This window comes from Prochlorococcus sp. MIT 1307, assembly GCF_034092395.1.
Taxonomy (GTDB): Bacteria; Cyanobacteriota; Cyanobacteriia; order PCC-6307; family Cyanobiaceae; genus AG-363-K07.
Genome location: NZ_CP139301.1, coordinates 1,821,151 through 1,841,203 on the forward strand (window position 1 = coordinate 1,821,151; position 20,053 = coordinate 1,841,203).

The 20,053-nt window shown below is 40.1% G+C and carries 20 protein-coding genes and 1 tRNA gene; 18 read left to right on the forward strand and 3 right to left on the reverse strand.

Translation table 11 applies throughout. The features are described from left to right. Positions 1-3 precede the first annotated feature (3 nt). Positions 4-150 (forward strand): hypothetical protein, encoded by a 147-nt coding sequence (locus tag SOI82_RS09410; protein WP_320668468.1) that lies wholly within the window; start codon positions 4-6, stop codon positions 148-150. Here the strand turns inward: SOI82_RS09410 and SOI82_RS09415 are convergent. Further along, entirely contained in the window at positions 132-1,070 is a 939-nt protein-coding gene (locus tag SOI82_RS09415) for a bifunctional riboflavin kinase/FAD synthetase (RefSeq protein WP_320667154.1), read from the reverse strand. The two genes, SOI82_RS09410 and SOI82_RS09415, sit on opposite strands and share 19 nt — an antisense overlap. Before the next feature lie 60 nt (positions 1,071-1,130). On the opposite strand from SOI82_RS09415, the gene SOI82_RS09420 reads away from it, so the two are divergent. Next, positions 1,131-1,694, forward strand: coding sequence for a DUF3611 family protein (locus SOI82_RS09420; protein ID WP_320667155.1), 564 nt, complete (start codon positions 1,131-1,133; stop codon positions 1,692-1,694). Here the strand turns inward: SOI82_RS09420 and surE are convergent. Further along, positions 1,679-2,488: a 5'/3'-nucleotidase SurE gene (gene surE / locus SOI82_RS09425; protein ID WP_320668415.1), complete on the reverse strand. Its 810-nt coding sequence runs from the start codon at positions 2,486-2,488 to the stop codon at positions 1,679-1,681. The two genes, SOI82_RS09420 and surE, sit on opposite strands and share 16 nt — an antisense overlap. A gap of 70 nt (positions 2,489-2,558) precedes the next feature. Here surE and pheS point away from each other — a divergent pair, with 70 nt between their 5' ends. From pheS to SOI82_RS09440, 3 genes are all read left to right on the forward strand, one after another. After that, positions 2,559-3,566 (forward strand): phenylalanine--tRNA ligase subunit alpha, encoded by a 1,008-nt coding sequence (gene pheS / locus SOI82_RS09430; protein WP_320667156.1) that lies wholly within the window; start codon positions 2,559-2,561, stop codon positions 3,564-3,566. Between the two features lie 99 nt (positions 3,567-3,665). Beyond that, positions 3,666-4,574: an NAD(+) kinase gene (locus SOI82_RS09435; protein WP_320668416.1), complete on the forward strand. Its 909-nt coding sequence runs from the start codon at positions 3,666-3,668 to the stop codon at positions 4,572-4,574. Beyond that, a complete protein-coding gene (locus SOI82_RS09440) occupies positions 4,549-5,100 on the forward strand; it encodes a DUF192 domain-containing protein (RefSeq protein WP_320667157.1) in 552 nt (183 codons plus the stop codon). Before SOI82_RS09435 ends, SOI82_RS09440 begins: the two co-directional genes overlap by 26 nt. A gap of 21 nt (positions 5,101-5,121) precedes the next feature. On the opposite strand, the gene cbiE is transcribed toward SOI82_RS09440, so the two are convergent. Beyond that, positions 5,122-6,426, reverse strand: coding sequence for a precorrin-6y C5,15-methyltransferase (decarboxylating) subunit CbiE (gene cbiE / locus SOI82_RS09445; protein WP_320667158.1), 1,305 nt, complete (start codon positions 6,424-6,426; stop codon positions 5,122-5,124). A gap of 74 nt (positions 6,427-6,500) precedes the next feature. Between cbiE and SOI82_RS09450 the strand changes: the two genes are divergently transcribed. The 13 genes from SOI82_RS09450 (at position 6,501) to SOI82_RS09510 (ending at position 20,049) form a co-directional block, all read left to right on the forward strand. Then, positions 6,501-6,791, forward strand: coding sequence for a hypothetical protein (locus SOI82_RS09450; protein WP_320667159.1), 291 nt, complete (start codon positions 6,501-6,503; stop codon positions 6,789-6,791). After that, the gene (locus SOI82_RS09455; RefSeq protein ID WP_320667160.1) at positions 6,763-7,296 is read left to right on the forward strand and encodes a DUF3122 domain-containing protein; all 534 of its coding nucleotides are present in this window, start codon (positions 6,763-6,765) and stop codon (positions 7,294-7,296) included. The genes SOI82_RS09450 and SOI82_RS09455 overlap by 29 nt, the downstream gene beginning before the upstream one ends. After that, positions 7,283-8,392, forward strand: a complete 1,110-nt coding sequence (gene ribD, locus SOI82_RS09460) for a bifunctional diaminohydroxyphosphoribosylaminopyrimidine deaminase/5-amino-6-(5-phosphoribosylamino)uracil reductase RibD (protein WP_320667161.1) — start codon at positions 7,283-7,285, stop codon at positions 8,390-8,392. Before SOI82_RS09455 ends, ribD begins: the two co-directional genes overlap by 14 nt. A 92-nt stretch (positions 8,393-8,484) precedes the next feature. After that, complete coding sequence (gene ftsH, locus SOI82_RS09465) at positions 8,485-10,371, forward strand: ATP-dependent zinc metalloprotease FtsH (RefSeq protein ID WP_320667162.1); 1,887 nt, start codon at positions 8,485-8,487, stop codon at positions 10,369-10,371. Between the two features lie 45 nt (positions 10,372-10,416). Continuing rightward, positions 10,417-11,373 (forward strand): ornithine carbamoyltransferase, encoded by a 957-nt coding sequence (gene argF, locus SOI82_RS09470; RefSeq protein WP_320667163.1) that lies wholly within the window; start codon positions 10,417-10,419, stop codon positions 11,371-11,373. Between the two features lie 56 nt (positions 11,374-11,429). Beyond that, positions 11,430-12,047 carry a transcriptional repressor LexA gene (gene lexA, locus SOI82_RS09475; RefSeq protein ID WP_320668417.1) on the forward strand — a complete coding sequence of 206 codons (618 nt, stop codon included), beginning with the start codon at positions 11,430-11,432 and terminating at the stop codon, positions 12,045-12,047. A gap of 105 nt (positions 12,048-12,152) precedes the next feature. Continuing rightward, a complete protein-coding gene (locus SOI82_RS09480) occupies positions 12,153-13,853 on the forward strand; it encodes a GumC family protein (protein ID WP_320667164.1) in 1,701 nt (566 codons plus the stop codon). Positions 13,854-13,921: 68 nt separating this feature from the next. Beyond that, complete coding sequence (locus tag SOI82_RS09485; RefSeq protein WP_320667165.1) at positions 13,922-15,109, forward strand: polysaccharide biosynthesis/export family protein; 1,188 nt, start codon at positions 13,922-13,924, stop codon at positions 15,107-15,109. Between the two features lie 944 nt (positions 15,110-16,053). Beyond that, positions 16,054-16,126: transfer RNA gene (locus tag SOI82_RS09490), tRNA-Ala, on the forward strand. A gap of 86 nt (positions 16,127-16,212) precedes the next feature. Continuing rightward, positions 16,213-17,268 carry a nucleotidyltransferase family protein gene (locus tag SOI82_RS09495; protein ID WP_320667166.1) on the forward strand — a complete coding sequence of 352 codons (1,056 nt, stop codon included), beginning with the start codon at positions 16,213-16,215 and terminating at the stop codon, positions 17,266-17,268. 82 nt (positions 17,269-17,350) lie between these two features. Next, positions 17,351-18,124, forward strand: coding sequence for a phytanoyl-CoA dioxygenase family protein (locus SOI82_RS09500; protein ID WP_320667167.1), 774 nt, complete (start codon positions 17,351-17,353; stop codon positions 18,122-18,124). An 8-nt stretch (positions 18,125-18,132) separates the two neighbouring features. After that, entirely contained in the window at positions 18,133-19,266 is a 1,134-nt protein-coding gene (locus tag SOI82_RS09505) for a DegT/DnrJ/EryC1/StrS family aminotransferase (RefSeq protein WP_320667168.1), read from the forward strand. A gap of 42 nt (positions 19,267-19,308) precedes the next feature. Further along, positions 19,309-20,049, forward strand: coding sequence for an acylneuraminate cytidylyltransferase family protein (locus tag SOI82_RS09510; protein ID WP_320667169.1), 741 nt, complete (start codon positions 19,309-19,311; stop codon positions 20,047-20,049). Positions 20,050-20,053 lie beyond the last annotated feature (4 nt).

Genomic DNA, 20,053 nt, shown 5'->3' on the forward strand with positions numbered 1-20,053 from the left:
GTCTTGGCAGGATCGCATGGTCTTGGGTTTATGGAGAAAGGTAGTTCTGATAGCACCATGAATGTGCTGATTTGGGGTGTTGTTCTCTTGGGAGCTATAGCTGTATTTATCATTTGGGGACTGGATAATGCTTATCCAGTCCCCAAATGATTTTCAATAGACTCCAAAATGGTTTTGGCTAATTTGGCATCTCGCCCAATTTGAGCACTAAGTTCAACAAGATTTGTAAATTGTTTTTGACTTCTAAGTTTTTGAACAGGTTCAACTATTAATTCTTGTCCAGTTAAGTCAAGGTCTTTGTCAAGGAGATGGACTTCTACTGCAGATGGAGCGGTTGGATCGACCGTAGGTTGAGGGCCTAAGTTCATTACCGCTGAAAAGGCATTGTCTTTATTGGGTTTCCAGGCCCAAGCCGCATAAACCCCTTGACCTGGAAGGAATTTGCGTCCATCAACTTGCAAATTTGCAGTAGGCCACCCTATTCCACGTCCTATACCTCGCCCTGAGACAACACTTCCACGAAAGCGATATGCGCGACCCATAAGTTTTTGGGCTGTTTTGAGTTCTCCTTTATTAAGAGCTGAACGTATGCGGCTACTGCTCATTCGACCTTCGTTGTCTTCCAGTATTGGCACAACCGAAACCTTTATCCCTGCAGTTGCGCCTATTTTTTCCAAGGTAAATACATCTCCTTCACGATTTTTCCCAAACCGGAAATTTGCTCCAACTGCAATGTGTTTGGCTTGAAGTGTTTCTAAAAGTATTTGATTAACAAATTTGTCTGGCGTTAGGGCGGCTAGAGATTTATCAAAAGGAATTAAAACAAGTTGCTCTACACCCAGTGGTTCTAAGAGGGAAGTTTTCTCTGAAGGTAGGTCTAATCGGAGTCGTGCTTCACCATACAGAACTTCTCGCGGATGTGGCCAGAAACTAACGACAGTAGGAATTCCAGGTGTATTTCTAGTGATTCTTTCAATTACCCGTCGATGGCCAGCATGAAGACCATCAAAGCTTCCCAGCGCTAGGGCTGTGGGAAGGAGTGCCTGCTTAGGAGAGCAGAGTGGGATCAAGAGTTACGTGCAAATTGTGCGTTTAGATGGCAAGTTTGAATCAGCCTCGCACTTGTAAGGATGGCAGACAAACTTGACTTCCAGCTTCTTTCATTAGGTATGCGACGCATCGGTTGGATTCGGTTTTGGATTCAGACAGTTCTTGGGGTTGTAGTTGTAGGAGTTTTACTCTTTAACAACGTTGGTAGCAGTCTTGCACGTAACTCAGAGCGGGCTTTGGGTCTAGGGCCAGGTTTGTCGCTGACAACATTGGCGTTTTTTTTCTTGCTGTATGGGCTTTGGCAGGGTTGGTTGATAGTTCGTACTGGTAGAGCTCTTGATAGTGCTGCTCGACCAAGTAGAGGAGAAACCAGTCGTTTGTTGAAGCGTGGACTAATTGCCGATCTTTTGGGATTGATTTTTGCTTCTGTGGGCTATCAAACTTTAGCCGGGGCACTTTTTGTGCAGGCTTCCATGCAAGCTCCTGGGATCTCAATAGGTGCAGGTATGAGGGCAATGGAAAATTATCCCATCACATCTTTGGAGATGCTTTCTGTGTTGAGCAATACGCAGGTCTTATTTGCACATGTCATTGGTGTGCTGTTTTCTCTTTGGTTGCTTCAACGTATCTATCGCACTAATTGATTTTTAATTTCTATATGTGGTAGATCTGAAAGTTCTCCTCTCCAAAAAAGATCTGGTTGAATTGGAGTTAGGGACGGGGCAGCCCTATTTATTTGAGCTACATCACTAGGCCATTCGCTTGGACCATCTCCTGCTGATTTAAAATCTTTTACTGCTTCTCCAGCTAACCAATAATAAGTATTGCCTCGAGGATCTTTTCGGCGCATGAATTGTTCTTCGTAATGTCTAATAGATAACCTTGTCCAACGAAGAGGGCCCATTTCCTCTAATGCAATTGGCGGGATGTTTAGATTTAGAAGGAGACTTTGAGGCCATTTCTTTTCAAGGACATTTTCTACAATGTCCATTGTTAGATTTGCTGCAACTTGGAAATTATTCCATTGAAATGAAGTTACGCTAACTGCCATTGAGGGTATTCCTTCTAGTGTTCCTTCTAGTGCTGCAGCAACTGTCCCAGAGCAAAAAATATCAGTACCTAAATTTGCACCATGATTAATTCCAGAGAGTACTAGATCTGGTTTGTCACTGAGCAGTTCATATAGTGCAAGCTTTATGCAGTCTGCAGGGGTTCCACTACAACCCCAGGCGGTTACATTCTTCTCGAATAATTCATCTGCTCTTTCTGCTCGGATTGGAGCTTGGAGAGTGAGGCCATGACCAGTCGCAGAACGCTCTTGGTCAGGACAGACAACAGTCACCTTATGGCCTCTTTGAGAGGCTGCAGAAGCGAGGACTCTAATCCCTTCAGCAAAAACTCCATCGTCATTGCTAATAAGAATGCTAAGAGGGTGCATTGCGAACATCGCATTAATGAGAACCTAGTCCTGATAGGTGCCTAAAGTCTTAAGTCAATACCTTCTTGCCGTGAGCTCCACTGTCTCCTTGCAACAACTCAAAGTTGAGCTTGAGCTTCTGGAGGAAGAAGCGGAACAAGATATAGCGAAAGCAGTTGATGAGGACTCTCTTGAAAAATTGAGGGTAAATCTTCTTGGTAAGAAAGGCCGTCTTTCAACGGTTCTTGGAGCGATGGGTCAGCTTCCAAGCTCTGATCGTCCTTTGGTGGGTCAGAGGGCCAATGTGCTTAAGAATCAATTGCAAGGATTAATTTCGCAGCGGTTACAGCTTTTGAAACAGAAAGCTTTAGCTGATTTGGTGGCTAAAGAAACTATTGACGTGACCGTGCCTTCAATTGGTACTCCTGTAGGTAAGCGTCATCCTTTAATTCAAACTAGTGAGGAGATTGTTGATTTATTTTGTGGGTTGGGATATGGAGTAGCAGAAGGCCCAGAGGTGGAAAACGATCATTACAATTTCACGGCTTTAAATATTCCTGAGAATCATCCAGCTCGGGATATGCAAGACACTTTTTATCTTGGGGAAAATCTTCTTTTAAGAACCCATACTTCACCAGTTCAGATTCGGTATTTAGAGCACAACCCTCCCCCTGTCAGGGTTGTGGCACCTGGAAGGGTTTATCGTCGTGACACAGTTGATTCAACTCATTCTCCAGTTTTCCATCAGGTTGAGGTGCTGGCTATAGATGAAGGTTTGGACTTCAGTCATCTTCGGGGCACCGTTATGGCTTTTTTGAAGGCTTTTTTTGGAGATCTACCAGTACGTTTTCGTGCGAGCTATTTCCCTTTTACAGAGCCCTCTGCAGAGGTTGATGTTCAATGGCGAGGTAGATGGCTGGAAGTCATGGGATGCGGAATGGTTGATCCTGCGGTCTTGGAGGGGTTAGGTCTCGATCCAGATCGATGGAGTGGCTTTGCTGCTGGACTTGGAGTCGAACGTTTTTGTATGGTTCGCCATGGAATTGATGACATCCGAAGGCTTTATACAAGTGATCTACGCTTTTTGGATCAATTTTGATGAAAGTTTCTATGACTGCTTCATTTATGTCGGTGACGCCTGGTGAGTAAATAGTAAACCTTTCATTTAAAGTGATTATGTACTTTGTCAATTCGATCGGTGTCCCGGGTAGGACTGATCGTCAATGATGGCAAGGATCTTGCTGTAAAGACTGCTCTCACAATTCAGCAGAGCCTTCACAAGGCTGGTCATGAGGTGGTTCGTGTTAGCAGCTCAGGTGGCATGGTGGGCTTTGCTAACCCTGACCAGAACATGCGCATGTTGGGGTACAACGCATGTGTTCCAGAAGGGTTTGATTCTTCGATTGCTTTTGCGATTGTTCTTGGGGGTGATGGCACTGTGCTGTCTGCAGCTCGTCAGACTGCGCCAGTACAAATACCAATTCTTACGATCAATACAGGCCACATGGGCTTTTTAGCAGAAGCTTATTTGGCAGATTTAGATAGGGCTCTTGATCAGGTTCTATCAATGCAGTGGATGCTTGAAGAGCGCACTAGCCTTGTGGTGAGCGTTATGCGTGGTGAACAACGTCGATGGGAGGCTTTGTGTCTGAATGAGATGGCTTTGCATCGTGAGCCTCTAACTAGCATGTGCCATTTTGAGGTCTCAATAGGACGTCATGCTCCAGTAGATATCTCCGCGGATGGAGTAATTCTTTCGACTCCAACTGGATCCACAGCCTACTCTTTGAGTGCAGGTGGGCCAGTAATAAGTCCAGATTGTCCGGTATTGCAATTAACACCTATTGCCCCACATTCTCTTGCCTCTAGAGCGCTTGTTTTTAGTGATGAGGAGCCTGTGACTGTTTTCCCTGCTACCCCTGAAAGATTGATGATGGTCGTTGATGGAAGTGCGGGTTGTTATGTCTGGCCTGAGGACAGAGTTTTGATACGTCGTAGTGATCATCCCGTGAAATTTGTTCGACTTTCAGATCATGAATTTTTTCAGGTTCTTCGAAATAAGTTGGGTTGGGGGCTCCCTCATGTCGCGAAACCGGACCGCCAATAAAGATAGTTCCTCAGACCCTTTCTTGGGGACTAAATTTCTCACCTTGTTCTTAGGTTGCGGATTCTTTGTCTGTAATACCTTTTTGCCTGGGAATGTCTATTCGTCTGATGTGCGGTCTCCTCAATACTTACCTTTAGAGGCTAGATGGTGTTTGCCAATTGGAGAATGCTTATTGCTTGAAATTGCAGACACTATTGAAGAGAAAAGAATTGGGTTGATGGAGCGTTCTTTAATTCATTCAGGAACTGGAATGTGGTTTCAATTCTCTCCTGCAGAAATTGTTCGATTTTGGATGCATAAAACATATATCCCTCTTGATATAGTTTTCCTTTCAGAGGGTTTGATTGTTGCTATAGAAAAAAGTCTAAAGCCTTGCTTTTTATCTCCTTGTAAAAGTTATGGCCCAAATAAATTGGTGGATAGTGTAATTGAATTGGAAGCAGGAGCAGTTGAAAGACTGGGAATTAAAGTTGGCGACTTTGTTAATATTGAATATATATCAGGCACATCTAAAGATATTAAATAAATCTATTGCAAATGTTATTCTTTAGAGAACTTTTCCTTTTAGGATGAATACCGGGTTTGTAGGGGAAAGCCTTGTTCCACTTGCAAGAGGGACGCCTCGCCATGATTGATGTTGACTAATAGTTAACTCGCAACTTGAGTCTTTTAAAGTTCTAGTTAGTTCTGACATGGCTTCTAACGTAACAAAAGGAATTAGTACTATTCCTCCTTTAGGAAGTAGTTTTAAAACTACTTCTAAAAGTTTTTCTCGGTGAATACCTCCACCTCCCAGAACTACTCTTTGGGGATTACACAGATCTTCTGGTATCTCTCTATTAGTGATCACTTTGAGAGCTTCGGATTCGATAACTGCAGCAGGTTGGACAAATAAGCGTTTTGCATTGGCTTGAATTAATGAACTAGCACCTATACGTTTTTCAATAGCAAGTAGTTTTAGTTTGGGTCTTAATCGAAGTGCTTCTAGCCCTATACTTCCAACTCCTGCGCCAATATCCCAAAGCACTCCTTCTTTTGGTAACTCCAGGTCGGCTATTAATTGAACCCTGATTTCTCTTTTGGTCATAAGCCCAGGACTGTCATCGTGTTGCAAAAAAATGCCATCTTCTATCCCAAATAAGGGAAGGCTTTCTGGGGTTGGTGGTGATGGCTTTTCTTCTAGAAGAATCACAATGTGGAGTGGGTGAAGATCTGGGGCTAATTCATCCTTTGGCATTACACGTTGAATACGCTCTTGTGGATGTCCTAATTGCTCGCAGATCCAGAGTGCATAACTTTCTTCTAGGCCAGATGCATGTAAGTATTGCCTTACTTCCTTTGCTCCCTCATTGGTTGGATTAGTAAGTATGGCCAAGCTTTCAGGCCTTTCTTGTAAACGTTTTGCTAAAGGAGCAGCGTCACGACCATGGAGGCTAATCCAACTTGCATTTTGCCAAGGTATACCTAAACGAGCGAATGCTAGTTGCATAGAAGTTATGGAAGGGTGAAAAACGAGACGATTGCCAGGTAAAGATTCAACTAGACATCTGCCTATACCAAACCAAAGAGGGTCGCCACTAGCTAGCACTATGACTTGATCACCCTGTTTTTTTAACCAGTTAATTAACTCAGATGGGCTATCACTTGCGATGCACTCAGGAAGGGGTTTCTTAGTTGAATTGCTCCACCATTGAGGGATAATTTTTAAAATTCTTTTTGGGGCTGCGATTTTTTTCGTTGAGAGAATTAATTCCTGGAGGTACTTGGGGAGTTTTTCTGGACCTGATGCATCAGTGCCGATGACATGTATCAGATTTTCAACTTTATTGATTTGATTTGTTTTCTTTTGCATTTAGAAATTTCTTGGGAGCCTTTAATGGATCTTGACTTGAATAGTAATAATCTCTTGCTTGATAGAAGGGATTAGTGGAAAAGCCAAGCGATTGGACAACTCAGAATTTAGAAAGGCGTCGACGTCTTCATGAACTTCTGATTGCGTTAATACGACAGCAAGAAGAGATGGAGTTGGTTGATGTTGACACTCCAAGCTTTGATGGGAAAAGTAGTTTTTCCATCAAAGGCGAGGATCCAGCGCGCTGGCTGGAACGTAACAAGCGGATTTTTCAGAAGTATCAGTCTTTGGTACGGTCTGCAATAACTTTGGATGCGCTTCTTGATTCGGAGCATTGTGAACCTCAAAGAAGTACGTCGGATTAAAGGGTTAAAGAATGCCTTGTTTTGTTTTTTGTTGACGATTGCATTATTGCTGCAGGCTCCATCAATAACTAATGCTTCACTTCTCTTTACTGAAACTGATAATGGCAGGTTGTTTACTAAAAGCCTGGAAAGCCTCCGGGATGTGGATTATCAAACTTGGCAGGTAGTGGCTTATCCGAATGAACTGGATGAAGGTAAGTTGGTTTTGCGAATAGTTGGTTATCCAGGCACTTTGCGGATGGATCACCCCAATTCACTTGTGGTGCATGCTGGACGTAAGGATTGGCTTTTGCAAGATATAACTTTATCTAATTCAAAACTAGTAAATGATTCACGGGAAGCGGCAGCAGAATTTGATTTATCTCCTTTGGTTAATGATTTGAGAAATAATCGTCCTTTGCGTTTGATGTTGCCAGAAGTCTTTAATGATTTACCAGTACCGCCATATGTCGTTAGTGAATGGCGTTCCTTGCTGCCCGAGAAATTAGTAGATGGCCAAACTTGAAGATACTTCTTCTCCTTGGGCGCCTTGGATGCGCCGAGCTCTTCAGCTGGCGGCACTTGCAGAGGGATGTACTAGTCCTAATCCATTAGTAGGCGCTGTTGTTCTTGATCCAAACGGGAAATTGATTGGAGAAGGGTTTCATGTTCGAGCTGGGATGCCTCATGCGGAGATTGATGCTTTGGCTCAGGCTGGCGTAAAGGCAAAAGGAGGTACTTTGGTTGTAACGCTTGAGCCTTGTTGTCATCAAGGAAGAACTCCTCCTTGTACAGAGGCGATTTTGGATTCTGGGATATTGAGAGTTGTGGTTGCATTACAAGATCCAGATCCACGTGTTGCAGGGAAGGGAATCTCACGACTACGTGAGGCAGGCCTTGAAGTTATTACAGAATTACTTGAGCAAGAAGCAGCTAATCAGAACCGGGAATTTATTTTTAGAGTTAGGAATGGAAGACCTTGGGGCATCCTTAAGTGGGCTATGAGTTCGGATGGGCGAATAGGACTTCCCAATGGTGAGAGTCAATGGATCAGTGGAACAAAAGCACGTGAATGGGTTCATTGTCTTCGGGCGAAATGTGACGCTGTGATTATTGGTGGTGGAACTCTTCGATCTGACGACCCTTTGTTAACAAGTAGAGGTTTGTCTGATCCGGAGCCTCTTCGTGTAGTGCTTACTCGAAGCCTTGATTTGCCTGCTGAAGCCCAGCTTTGGAATACAGCCAAAGCTAAAACTGTTATTGCTCATGGGCCTAATTCTGTCCAAGAGTGTTTAAAAAAATTGCCAGAGGGATTAGATCGGATGTCTCTGAATGAGGCTGACCCTCTTGTATTACTAAATGAATTAGCAGAAAGAGGCTGTAACCGTGTGCTTTGGGAGTGTGGCCCAACTTTGGCAACAACTGCGATTCAAAAGGGCTGTGTTCAGGAGTTGGCAATAGTGATGGCTCCCAAATTATTAGGAGGAATTACTTCGATGAGCCCCTTGTCTGATTTAGGGTTTACCTCAATGAATCAGGTATTGCTTTTAAAGTCTGGTTCAATGCATAGACTTGGTGGAGATTGGCTTTTGAACGTGCTTCTCCCAGAGATGAAATGTTGATTTTTGCCTTTTCGTTCGGTTCTTACGCCAGATGAATTAAACGCTTCAAGTCTGTCGCGCTTAATTTGTATTTCACTGAGTTTTTTTTCACTATGGCGATTCGTCAGGATGACAATCAGCCGAATCGTCGTTTCGGGATAATTAATTTTGTTTTGATTGGATTTGGATTGTTGCTCCTGATTAGCAGCATCTTGCCTAATCCAAGCTTGCAAGTTCCACGTGTCCCTTATTCGCTATTTATTGATCAGGTTACTGATGGGGAAGTAAAGAGGGCCTATATCACTCAAGATCAAATCCGCTATGAGCTGTCTTCCCCAGAAGAAGGTGCTCCTTCAGTTTTGGCTACCACACCAATTTTTGATATGGATTTGCCTCAGCGCCTGGAAAATAAGGGTGTTGAATTTGCTGCAGCTCCTCCTAAGAAGCCAAATATATTTACGACGATTCTTAGTTGGGTTGTTCCTCCTCTGATCTTCATACTTGTACTACAGTTCTTTGCTCGAAGGAGCATGGGAGGAGGTGGCGCTCAGGGAGCTCTGAGTTTTACAAAAAGCAAAGCAAAAGTATATGTCCCTGATGAAGAGTCACGTGTCACCTTTGATGATGTTGCTGGTGTCGATGAAGCAAAGGATGAATTAACTGAGATTGTTGACTTCCTCAAAACCCCAGAAAGATATACAGAGATTGGTGCTCGAATTCCAAAAGGTGTGCTTTTAGTAGGGCCTCCAGGAACTGGAAAGACCTTATTATCTAAAGCAGTGGCAGGGGAAGCAAGCGTTCCTTTCTTTATCATTTCAGGCTCAGAATTTGTGGAATTATTTGTAGGGGCAGGGGCTGCGCGAGTTCGGGATCTATTTGAACAAGCGAAAAAGAAGGCTCCATGCATCATTTTTATAGATGAACTTGACGCAATTGGGAAAAGCAGATCTGGTTCTATGGGTGTTGTAGGTGGCAATGATGAAAGAGAGCAGACCCTTAACCAGCTCTTAACGGAAATGGATGGATTTGCTTCTACAGACAAGCCAGTCATTGTCTTAGCCGCGACTAATCAGCCAGAAGTTCTTGATGCTGCGCTTTTGCGCCCAGGCCGTTTTGATAGACAAGTTTTAGTTGATAGACCAGATCTTTCTGGGCGCAAAACGATTCTTGAGATCTACGTCAAGAAAGTGAAGTTAGCCTCAGGAGTTGATTTGGATCTAATTGCACAAGCAACTAGTGGTTTTGCAGGTGCTGATTTGGCGAACATGGTTAATGAGGCAGCTTTACTAGCGGCCAGAGCCAAGAGAAACCAGGTTGAACAAAAAGACCTTAATGAGGCTATTGAAAGAGTTGTTGCTGGTCTTGAAAAGAAGAGTCGAGTCCTTCAAGAAGATGAGAAGAAAGTTGTTGCTTATCACGAAGTTGGTCATGCAATAGTTGGCCACTTAATGCCTGGAGGAAGCAAGGTGGCCAAAATTTCTATAGTCCCAAGGGGAATGAGTGCTCTTGGATATACATTGCAGTTACCCACTGAAGAAAGATTCTTGAATTCCAAAGAGGATCTACAAGGGCAAATAGCAACTTTGCTTGGAGGTAGATCTGCTGAAGAGATTGTATTTGGCAAGATAACTACTGGAGCTTCAAATGATTTGCAGAGAGCGACTGATTTGGCTGAACAGATGGTGGGCACATATGGAATGAGCGAAATTTTGGGACCTCTTGCTTATGACAAACAAGGTGGAGGTTCTTTCTTGGGAGGTAACAACAATCCAAGGAGGGCTGTAAGTGATGCAACTGCTCAGGCAATAGATAAGGAAGTAAGAAGTCTTGTTGATCTGGCCCATGAAAATGCATTGAAGATTCTTCGACACAATCTCCCTTTGTTGGAAAATATCTCTCAGGAGATTCTTCAAAAAGAAGTAATTGAAGGTGATCAGCTCAAGGAGATGCTTGCACAAAGCACTATGCCTAAAGAAATCATTTCGGCATTAAACACTTGACTAAATAGTCTTTTTCTTCCATAACAACTTTTTAAAGCTTCCTCCATGGCCGAAATTTCCCATGGTGTCGCTGCCGTTCTTTCTTCTCTCAAAGGCGGGGACTTCCTTTCTTCATCTGATTTCAAGTCAGAACAAATAGTTGCTTTACTTGATTTGGCAGCTCAGCTTAAAAAAGGTGATCGCCGAATCGATCTTGGTAATCGTGTTTTGGGTTTGATTTTTACCAAGGCTTCGACCAGAACTCGAGTGAGTTTCCAAGTGGCAATGGCTAGACTTGGAGGACAAACAGTTGATTTAAACCCAAAGGTTACTCAGCTTGGCCGAGGTGAGCCTTTAGAGGATACGGCCAGAGTTTTAAGTCGCTTTTGCGATGCTTTGGCTATCAGAACTTATAGCCAGGAGGAATTGGAAGACTATTCAAAGTGGTCTTCTATTCCTGTAATTAATGCACTCACAGATTTAGAACATCCTTGCCAAGCTCTTGCAGATTTTTTTACGATGCACGAAGCCTTTGGCAGTCTTGAGGGACAGACTCTCGCTTATGTAGGTGATGGTAATAATGTTGCACATTCATTGATGCTTTGTGGAGCTCTTTTAGGGGTAAATGTGCGTATCGGTTGTCCAAAAGGTTTTGAGCCTCTTCCCAATATTGTTGAAAAAGCAAAGGAAATTGCGTTGGATGGAACTCAGATTCTGTTAACCAATGATCCATTGGAGTCGGTTAGCGGAGCAAATGCTGTTTATACAGATGTATGGGCTTCAATGGGCAAGGAAGAAGAGCAGGGAATAAGGGAAAAAGCATTCGAAGATTTTTGCCTCAATATGAAGCTACTTTCAGCGGCTCGCCCTGATGCAATAGTGCTTCATTGTTTACCGGCTCATCGCGGAGAGGAAATTACTGCTGAGATTATAGAAAGTGACTTTAGTAGGGTTTTTGATCAAGCAGAAAATCGCCTCCATGTTCAACAAGCCCTTTTAGCAGCTTTGTTAGGCGGCCTTTAAACTTGCAATAAGTCTTGCAAGTAGGTACAAATGTATTGTTAGCAAGAATCAGGCTCGTGGAGACGTCAACTCATAGCGTTCTTACATCTGCACAGCAAGAGCTGTATGACTGGTTAGCGGATTACATAGTTACTCATCACCACAGCCCTTCTATTAGGCAAATGATGCAAGCAATGGGGCTAAGGTCTCCTGCTCCTATTCAAAGCAGGCTTAGGCACTTGCAAGAAAAAGGTTGGATTACTTGGCAAGAAGGTCAAGCTAGGACGTTGCAACTTTTAGGCGGTTTGGTCTCAGGCATACCTGTACTTGGAGCAGTTGCAGCAGGTGGATTGATCGAGACTTTTGATGATGTTCAGGAAAGGCTGGACTTCAATTCCTTTTTTGAAAGGAGAGATTTATTTGCTTTAACGGTGAATGGGGATTCTATGGTTGATGCTCATATTGCAGATGGAGATGTAGTTCTAATGGAGCCAGTTCTAGAGCCATTGAGGCTGAAGAATGGAACTGTAGTTAGTGCAATGGTTCCAGGCAGTGGAACAACTCTAAAATATTTTCATCGAAATGGAGCCTTGATAAGGCTCGAGGCTGCTAATGCTTTGTATGAACCCATTGAACTTGAGGCAGAGCAAGTTCAAATTCAAGGAAAACTTTTAGCTGTTTGGCGCCAAGCTTAAGCTTGTTTGGCCGGAAAAAGAATTAACTCAAAAGATCAATTTTTCTTGATTAGTTCTTTCTATATAGTAATATTTACCAAATTATGAAGAGAACTTTTTCGGGGGATGAATTCTAATCAAAAGTTTTCTTTAAATGATGGAGTAGTTGATCCAATCTTAGAAGATGAAATTGACCTTAAAAAACTCTTTGATTCTTTATATAGAAATAAAAGATTAATAGCAATATTTAGTTTATTTGGTGTTTTGCTTAGTGGTCTAATTGCATTTAGAACAAAAAAAGTTTGGCAGGGAGAATTTCAAATTGTACTTGAAAGTGGAAAAGGAAAAGCAGCCCTATCAATTAATCCAAAGATTGCAAATTGGGCAGGCTTAAGCCCTAATAATGATGCATTGGAAACTGAAGTTGGAATCCTCAAAAGCCCTTCGGTATTAATGAATATCTTTCAATTTGTAAAAGCTCAAAAATCGTTGAAAAATGAACCAATTGAAGAATTAAGGTTTAGGGAATGGGAAAATAAAAATTTAGATATTCAACTTGAACAAGGAACTTCAATATTGAACCTTGCTTATAGAGATACTGATAAGGACCTTGTCCTGCCAGTTTTAAATAGAATCTCTACTACTTATCAAGATTATTCAGGCAGGAAGAGGATGAGAAGCATTGAGTTGGGTGAAGAATATTTCAAAGAGCAAATTGCAATATTTAAGAGTAGGAGCATTGAATCAGCAAAAGTAGCACAACAATTTGCAATCGATCAAGATTTAACTGTCCTCCAAGGTGAAGCAGAAATTGATAAAGAAATATCAAACTTTATAAATATCGAAGGTATTAGAGTAAAAGCAGCAAATCAAATTAGATTTATCGATCAACAGCTTGAACAGATTCAGGACTTGAAAGGCCCATCTGATCAAATAATGTATGCAGCTTCAACAATACCTGCCATTACAGAACTTTCAGATCGGTTAAAGGCAATTGATTCTCGTTTGGCAAAGTTACGAGTAATTTATAAAGAAAAGGATACAAGTATTCAAAACTTACTGAAAGAAAGAATCTTTCTTATTGACTTGCTCAAGAGACAAGTTAAAGGGTTCCTGCTTGCGAAAAAGGCAGATGCCCAAGCACGCTTGAAGGCCGCAGAACGACCAGAAGGAGTATTGATTAAATATAGGCAGCTTATAAGTGTTGAGGCTAAAGATAAATCGACTCTTAATACCCTAGAGAATCAATATAGGGCTCTTTTGCTTGAGAAGGCTCGCAGTGAAGATCCTTGGGAACTAATAACAAAACCAACATTGCTTCCTAATCCAGTCGCGCCAAGTAATAAAAGAATATTAGCGTTTGGTTTCTTAGGTGGGATTTTTGCAGGGAGTGGTGTGGCACTGATCAATGACAGAAGAAAAGATATTATTTATTCAATGACTCAAATGGAGTCATTAGTCAGATGGCCTTTGCTTTCTGTGCTGCCGGTTGGTAAAAAGCAATTTTGGGTAGAGTCCTTGGAATTAGTAGTGGCCTCTTGTCCATTCTCAAATGCTGAGGGAAGCATTGCTTTGATTTCAGTTGGGGAGATTGCTGATTCAGTACTTACACAACTTGATGAATCCTTAAGGCAATCTTCACTGGTTCGTCAATATAAAATTACTAAGGACTTGAGAGAAGCGACGAAGTGTTCCAATTTGGTTGTCGTTACTGCATTGGGAATTACCAGGAATCAAGAACTTATTGAGACTAGAAAAAAGCTTTTATTGCAAAAAACGCCAGTTTTAGGACTGCTAGTTCTAAGTGATATTATTTTGAATACATAAAACGATAAATAAACATAAATTAATTCCAACTACTACAGAAACATCTATTTTTAATTATTCAGACTCACATGAACATCCAAAAAATCAAAATCTTAGGACTTCAGTTCTTATTGCTTAATCAAATGCTTTTGGTTGATTTATATAAACCCAAGCAAATTTCGGCAGCTGAGAACACTAATCAGCCATCATCAGACTACATAAAACAGATACCTGATAGCAGTTATTATATCTTAGGGCCAGGAGATGTTCTCAGTTTAAAGGTGGCCGAAGAGGCAACTAATCTAAATAAAATATTCAATATCAACGGTGAAGGGATTGCTAATCTTCAACGATTGAACAGGATTTATGCTTCTGGTTTGACGATAGGTGAATTAACTGAGATCTTAAATAAGGAATATTCAGCCTATGTCAATGAACCTGATGTGCAGCTATTAATGGTTCGATATAGACCAGTCAAAGTTTATATTGATGGTGAAGTTGAAGAACCTGGCTTGTATGTATTAAAAGGAGAATCTAGTCCATTCGAACTTCTAGAAGAAGAAGAAGAAGAAGATGCTGATGATGATAAATGGAGGCAATTTTCAGACATTATTAGTGTAAAAACAAAGGGACTATCCACTTTAGATAGAAGTGTATTTTTCCCTACCCTTATTGATGCAATTAGAAAAAGTGGTGGAATTACAATGTATTCAGACTTGACAAATATAAAAGTAACTAGGATTAACAGTATTTCAGAGGGCAGTGGAAGAATAGGAACCAAGGTTAATCTTATAGAGACTCTTGATTTAAAAGATAATTCACAAAACTTACGCCTTTTGGATGGCGATACAATTTTTGTTTCTAAGAGCAATAAACCAATACTATCGCAGATTTCTAAAGCCATTAAATCTAATCTAAATCCAAAGTTTATTGATGTATATTTAGGTGGAAGAGTTGAAAAACCAGGAGTTGTAACTGTTAGTAAAGTCGCTTCTTTAACAGAAGCTATAGAAATAGGTGGAGGAGCAAAGGTGTTGAAAGGACCAGTGACTTTTCTGAGATATAACAGTGATGGAAAAATTGATCGCAGGAAATTTGGATTAAGAGCTTCAGCTCCGCGAGGCTCATATAAGAATCCTTTCCTAAGAGACGGTGATGTGATTTATATAGGTAAGAGTCTACTTAATGTAACCACCGAGGTGGTTACAGAGATAACTGCTCCTTTGCAAGGTTTAGTTAGTGCATATGGCTTCTATAAAATTCTAACAGATGAATAGTGTACACTTTGGGCTCAAAAGATATAAGTAATTTTAAAGCTTTGATTTCATTGATTAATGATATTGAGATCTTTGAAAGACCTTGATACCATAATGCCTTGATCTTATTAATTGTAAAAGAAGGTAAAAATTTCTATAGCTATCTTCTGGGCCTAACCCCTTGAACAGATTTTGAACCAATGACTTTTATTATTAATAAGATGTACTCTTGATCATATTTATAGCAACGGGATGGAACCCCTATCAAGCTATTCTAAAAAACAAAAGAGGTAGAACAATAAAGATACATTTATCTCAGAAATCAATTCCAAAAGCTCACCTATACTCAAAAAAAAAGGGGGGGTATCAGTTAAGAACAAATTGACTTCTTATTTAGTAGGAGGATGTAAAGAAACTCATTTTGTCTCTATTACCCCTTCCTTTGCTTATCAAGATGCTAAAAACAGTGCTGACTTATAAGCTCGAGAAAGGAAAGTTTGCCCCGTTGGGGACCAGAGGAGTTTTTCTTGACCTCTCCTTTCCCCAGCTAATTGCTTCAGATTTGAATTGTCATGAACTTTGGAATGCTTCCGTACTGCATTCTCTCTGGGTTTGGCTACCGCAGTGATAATCTTTCTTTGGTTACGACCTGACCAGTCGTAACGTGAGATACTGAACTTTGAGGATTTTTCTTTCCTAGGCCCACTAGGTTTTGTTAAGTCACATCAGTTATTCGGTGTTTCCTGCTTCATGGCTTCTTAGCTGCCACCCAACATTATTTTTGAGTTGGATGGATACGCATTTAATTGCCTCAGCTTTGCCGAGAAGCCATGCCTAGATGATTTAATTTAGCAAGACCCTTGGGGGGGGTCTAGGTAAATTAGGTTTTATAGGCTATTTAAAGGGATTATGGAGGATTACCAGACCTTCCAAATTTCTTGATAACAACTGTCAAAAACCCAAATGGGGCCATAGCTCAGCTGGTAGAGCACCTGCATGGCATGCAGGGGGTCAGCGGTTCGAGTCCGCTTGGCTCCATATTACTTATAAAAATCTTTTAAATTAATAATGCGTGCTTATAATATAAATACTTATTAATTAAATTATTTATTATAAAATAAAATATGAAGCAATTTGAGCAAGTATTTATTCCCCCCTCTGCTTCTCTAATAGAAGCAATATCAGTAATAGATAAAGGTGCTTTGCAAGTGGCATTGATTGTAGATAAGTCAAATGTGCTTCTAGGAGTACTTACTGATGGTGATATCCGAAAGGCATTGTTAGATAACAGACCTTTAACTGAACCAGTTGAAGAATATATGACTAAAGAATATAAGTTTGTCAGGGAAGATTCAAGTATCGGCGAGGCATTGGAAATAATGCGCAATTATTCATTGATGCAGATACCTGTTTTAGACAAGGATAACAAGGTAATAGAAATAAGACTTTTAAGTGAAGAACTTGGCTCTAGAAAATCAGATACACCTGTCGTAATAATGGCTGGTGGGAAGGGAAAAAGACTAATACCTTATACAAATGATTGCCCAAAGCCTATGCTAAAGATAGGAGAAAAACCTATTTTAGAAATAATAATGAGTCAATGTATTGATCAAGGTTTTCGTGAGTTTTATCTTTCAGTAAATTATCTCAAGGAGCAAATTATTGATTATTTTGGAGATGGATCTAAGTGGAATGTAAGTATTAAATATCTTGTTGAAGAGAGCCCTCTCGGTACTGCTGGCTCATTGTATTTAATTCAGCAAAGTATTAAAGAATCATTATTAATAATAAATGGTGATATATTAACTAACTTTGACTTGTCTAAATTGGTTAAATACCATAAGAAGAATCATTCTAAAATCACATTGTGCGCAAGGCAATACCAGGTAGAAATACCTTTTGGAGTCGTTGAGACTGATGGAATAGAAATTTTGAATATTGTTGAGAAACCCACTATATATAATTTGGTAAGTGCAGGTGTTTACGTAATTGAAGCTTCAATCTTAAAGTTGATACCAAGCAATCGATTTTTTGATATGCCTGATTTACTTCTCTTGGCAAAGAAATCTGGAGAGAAGGTGATTGTTTACCCCATTCATGAATATTGGCTAGATATAGGGAAGCCAGAATCATTAGAGAAAGCTTATTTGGAATGGAATAATGTGCCTTTAATTAAATGAATATTAATTTTGGGTTCTCTTTAAACTTAAGAGCTCACTTTAGTGTTAAAATATAAAGAATAGCATGTTAATAGCCCCTATAATGAAAGGTAAAATAGACAAAGCGAAGCTTGATAGATTTTCCCAGTCTTCTGTTCTTTACATCCCCTCTTTGTTCCCTAAAGATCTTTGTAACGAGACTTGTGCGTTTTTCTTGAAAAATGAGAGAAGCATTATCGATAGATTTAGAGAGGATAAAAAGGGGCTAACTCTTGATGCCTTAAATAGTGAAGAATACATTAAATATTTTGAATATCCAATTGCTCTAAATGCAGAGCTGTTTGGTAGGTATGTCAATTCAGATGTTTTTGAATTGTCTGAGCAGTTGCTTTCTGAAAAGGTCTACATAAAGAGTCTAGAGATTCATTCAAGATGTGCAAAAGGAACTCCGATTCCACCACATCAGGATAATGCTTACTATGGATTAGAAAGAGCAAAAGGAATCACATTTTATATTCCAATTAATAACCAGAAACCAACTTCAGGCGGTTTGCAATACTATAAAGTTAGAAATGACATTTCGCTATCACATATACCTTCAGATGAGAGTGGATTCTCTTTGACAATCCAAGATACTTCTGCTTTAGAGAATACAGAGATACTGGCATATAATTACCAGCCTGGTGATTGCACAATTCATCACTCAAATAGTGTGCATTTTGCTGAAATGGTTCCAGATAATACCCAGCGCGGATTGGTTGTACGACTTTCTTTATTTTCTATTGATGATCAGAAAAAATCTGGCCATAGTGAATGGTATCAATCTATGATCAGAAGGAATAGAGATCGAAATAATCATGTTTTTTCAAGTTTGTAATTTTTCCTATGCCTGGCTTTGAGGTTATTGATAATGCAGAGGCTCAGGCCGCTTCTGCGGTGTTTGAAGAGGGTGGTGTCTTGTTTGCGCATGGATTTGATAAGTTGCGTAAAAGATTTCATGTGCGGGAATTTGAAAATGATGTTTCCGAATATTTTTCCTCTGAATACTGTCAAGCAGTGTCTTCAGGCACCTCCGGAATTAAATGTGCACTAAAGGCTCTTGGTGTTGGATATAAAGATGAGGTGATTACACAGGCTTTCAATTTTATAGCAACAGTAGAGTCAATTATTGACTGTGGTGCCACTCCTATAATATGTAATGTAGATGAAAACTTACATCTTGATATTGAAGATTGCCTATCTAGAGTAACACCTAAAACCAAAGCAATATTAATAGTTCATATGTTAGGTATGGCTGGCCCTATAGGAGAGCTTAAACAATTAGCGAAGAAACTATCTATCCCAATTATAGAAGATACCTGTGAAGCTATTGGAGCAAGGCAAGGATCATCATTCCTTGGAACAATTGCAGATGTAGGAGTCTTCAGCTTTGACCATGGAAAAAATATAACTTGCGGAGAGGGAGGCATGATTTTAACTAATCAAAAGGATATTAGTCGCTATGTAAAGTCATACACTGACCATGGGCACGCTTTTGAGCCGAACAAGTCTCGAGGAGAAGATAATGCCTTAATGCCTGGTTTTAATTATCGAATGACTGAGTTACAAGGAGCAATTGGAAAGGCACAATTGAAGAAGTTAGACCATATTTTAGAAAAAAACATAGAAAGATATAGTGCATTGTATGAACAAATATCTTCTTGCTGCAAAGTTAGAGAAAGCCTCCAAGACAGCAAAGGATCTTATGATGCTTTGATCATTCGCTCTTTAGATGAAGCAACTAAGAGTAAAATTATCTCAATTCTTAAATCTCAGGAAATCGGGACTAAGAATATTCCTGATGCAATGAATTGGCATTGTAGCTATTACTGGAAACATGCTTTATCTGATCATGAAGTGAATCACTCCAAGCTAACTTACGAGCTGTTAAATAATTCTGTTGCAATTCCAATATGGCTTTCTAGATCCATTGATGAATATACTAAGCTAGGGCATACTATCAAGAGCCTCTTTAATTAGATTGATCATCTTGACTATGTATCATTGTATTTTTAATTGCTGATGTTACTAACTGATAGAAAATCTGATAAGTTAAATATATTAGCCGTTGTTCCAGCACGAGGCGGGTCAAAGGGTATTCCTGGTAAAAACTTAAGAAAAATAGGTGGCCTTCCGCTAGTTGACCATACGATTAAATTTGCGAAACAATTGTCTAATGTAGATGGAGTGATTTTAACTAGTGACTCCAGCTCTATATTGCAAAGAGGAGAGAAATATAATATTTTTACTGTTAATAGGCCTAAAGAGTTAGCTTCAGATGAATCTTTAGTGATAGAATCAATAAAGCATGCTGTTGCAATTTATGATCAAAGAAATCAAGTAACAACCGATTCTGTAATTCTCTTGCAACCTACTTATCCCTTTAGGTTAAGAGATGATGTTGAAAAGGCTATTAGTAAACATGTAGAAGGTGATTCTATTCCAGTAATTTCAATTAAGCCCATGAAAGAGAATCCATGTGAATGCATTGTACTTGACACAAAAGATAATTGGTCTTACCTCGTCAGCCCACCCCAAAATGCAAATAGACAGAATTATCCATCATGTTATTATTTTATAACAGGTAACTTTTATATTTCATCAATGCAAAGTTTGAACTCATATAATTCATTCATGACGCCAAATTCATCGTTTTTCAGAACTAAAGAACGCATTGCTATTGATATAGATTTGCCTGAAGACTTTATTCTTGCTGAAAATATTTTCTCATTAACCTCATCGTTAGGAGAACCTTCTCTATGAAATA

Excerpts from the sequence above, each read along its gene's own strand:
- SOI82_RS09510 (WP_320667169.1), top strand. The coding sequence starts at position 19,309 with ATGTTACTAACTGATAGAAAATCTGATAAGTTAAATATATTAGCCGTT.
- SOI82_RS09505 (WP_320667168.1), top strand. The coding sequence starts at position 18,133 with ATGCCTGGCTTTGAGGTTATTGATAATGCAGAGGCTCAGGCCGCTTCT.
- SOI82_RS09480 (WP_320667164.1), top strand. The coding sequence starts at position 12,153 with ATGAATTCTAATCAAAAGTTTTCTTTAAATGATGGAGTAGTTGATCCA.
- ftsH (WP_320667162.1), top strand. The coding sequence starts at position 8,485 with ATGGCGATTCGTCAGGATGACAATCAGCCGAATCGTCGTTTCGGGATA.
- SOI82_RS09420 (WP_320667155.1), top strand. The coding sequence starts at position 1,131 with ATGGCAGACAAACTTGACTTCCAGCTTCTTTCATTAGGTATGCGACGC.
- cbiE (WP_320667158.1), bottom strand. The coding sequence starts at position 6,426 with ATGCAAAAGAAAACAAATCAAATCAATAAAGTTGAAAATCTGATACAT.
- ribD (WP_320667161.1), top strand. The coding sequence starts at position 7,283 with ATGGCCAAACTTGAAGATACTTCTTCTCCTTGGGCGCCTTGGATGCGC.
- argF (WP_320667163.1), top strand. The coding sequence starts at position 10,417 with ATGGCCGAAATTTCCCATGGTGTCGCTGCCGTTCTTTCTTCTCTCAAA.
- SOI82_RS09485 (WP_320667165.1), top strand. The coding sequence starts at position 13,922 with ATGAACATCCAAAAAATCAAAATCTTAGGACTTCAGTTCTTATTGCTT.
- surE (WP_320668415.1), bottom strand. The coding sequence starts at position 2,488 with ATGCACCCTCTTAGCATTCTTATTAGCAATGACGATGGAGTTTTTGCT.
- SOI82_RS09440 (WP_320667157.1), top strand. The coding sequence starts at position 4,549 with ATGTCGCGAAACCGGACCGCCAATAAAGATAGTTCCTCAGACCCTTTC.
- SOI82_RS09495 (WP_320667166.1), top strand. The coding sequence starts at position 16,213 with ATGAAGCAATTTGAGCAAGTATTTATTCCCCCCTCTGCTTCTCTAATA.
- SOI82_RS09500 (WP_320667167.1), top strand. The coding sequence starts at position 17,351 with ATGAAAGGTAAAATAGACAAAGCGAAGCTTGATAGATTTTCCCAGTCT.